The 1,637-nt window shown below is 48.7% G+C and carries 2 protein-coding genes; both read left to right on the top strand.

Annotated features, from left to right (window positions below; genetic code table 11):
• The coding region (locus HP456_RS23700; protein ID WP_172255599.1) for a methylmalonyl-CoA mutase family protein at positions 1–1,076 on the top strand (1,076 nt) is incomplete at its 5' end.
• Positions 1,076–1,637 (top strand): P-loop NTPase family protein (locus HP456_RS23705; RefSeq protein WP_172255601.1); only part of this gene is annotated, 562 nt, incomplete at its 3' end. The genes HP456_RS23700 and HP456_RS23705, both read left to right, overlap by 1 nt.

A 1,637-nucleotide genomic window follows, 5' to 3' on the forward strand; every position in this document is an offset into this window, starting at 1 on the left:
CGATTGCCCTGCCGACTGACTTCTCAGCAAGGATCGCCCGCAATACCCAATTATATCTTCAAGAAGAAACGGGTATCACCAAGGTCATCGATCCATGGGCAGGCTCCCATTATGTCGAAACACTGACAGAGCAACTGATGGAAAAAGCCTGGGATCATATTGAAGAAATAGAGGAGCTCGGCGGAATGACGAAAGCGATTGAAACCGGACTCCCTAAGATGCGGATCGAGGAAGCGTCTGCGAGAAGGCAGGCGATGATCGATTCAGGAAAAGAATCAATCATCGGTGTGAATAAGTATCGGCTGGAAAAAGAGGACGATATCGAAACACTTGATATTGATAATACTGCTGTAAGACAGAAACAAATTGAAAGGATACAGAAGCTGAAAGAAGAAAGAAATGAAGAGGAAGTGATCACAGCACTTGAAGCATTGACTGCAGCTGCAAAGTCCGGTGATGGGAATCTCCTGGAAAAAGCGGTTGGAGCTGCAAGGGCACGTGCAACGCTCGGTGAAATTTCCGATGCGGTTGAAACAGTTTCAGGAAGGCATAAAGCGACGATTAGGAGCATTAGCGGAGTGTACAGTTCTAATTTTTCAAACGAACAGGAAATTGCAGTTGTTCAGGAAATGACTGCGGAATTCTTGGAGAATGAAGGAAGAAGACCGCGCATTCTGATTGCCAAGATGGGTCAGGACGGTCACGACCGTGGAGCGAAAGTGATCAGTACGGCATTCGCCGACCTTGGGTTTGATGTCGATATCGGACCATTATTCCAAACACCCGAAGAAACGGCTCTTCAGGCAGTGGAAAACGATGTCCATGTCATCGGATTCAGCTCCCTTGCAGCCGGACATAAAACACTTCTTCCACAGCTAGCGGCCGAACTGAAAAAACTGGGAAGGGAAGACATACTTGTGGTGGTAGGAGGCGTCATCCCGGCCAAAGACTATGAATTCCTGATGAACAACGGGGCATCTGCCGTGTTCGGACCGGGGACGATAATTCCGGTTGCCGCACAAAAAGTGATCAAGGAAATCTATCACGTACTGGGTTACGAGGAAGTGACCGAATAATGGAAGCTCAAAATCCGGGAAAAAAGAGAAGGTTTGTGAAGAGAAAGGAAGATCCCATTCCGATTGGAGCTCTTAAAGAAGGCATTCTTAATGGGAATCGCAGCTCCCTTGCGAAGGCAATCACCTTGATCGAAAGCAATGCCGCACATCATTACGAGTGGGGGCAGGAGCTTCTGGGTGAAGTGATGCCCCATACAGGCAACAGCCTGCGGATCGGAATCACAGGGGTCCCGGGTGCCGGAAAAAGTACTTTTATCGAAGCGTTCGGGGAAATGCTCTGCAATCAGGGGAATTCAGTGGCGGTACTTGCAATAGATCCAAGTTCTTCCTTATCCGGGGGCAGCATTCTAGGGGATAAAACAAGGATGGAGCAGTTATCGAAAAACCCGAAAGCCTTTGTCAGACCGTCCCCTACAGCGGGGACCCTCGGCGGCGTACACCGGAAAACGAATGAAACACTGCTTTTGTGTGAAGCGGCCGGCTATGACATCATCATCATAGAAACGGTAGGTGTCGGTCAAAGTGAAATCATGGTCAGACAAATGGTGGACTTTTTCCTGT

The sequence above is a fragment of the Bacillus haikouensis genome (assembly GCF_013179555.1).
GTDB classification, from domain to species: domain Bacteria; phylum Bacillota; class Bacilli; order Bacillales; family Bacillaceae_B; genus Rossellomorea; species Rossellomorea haikouensis_A.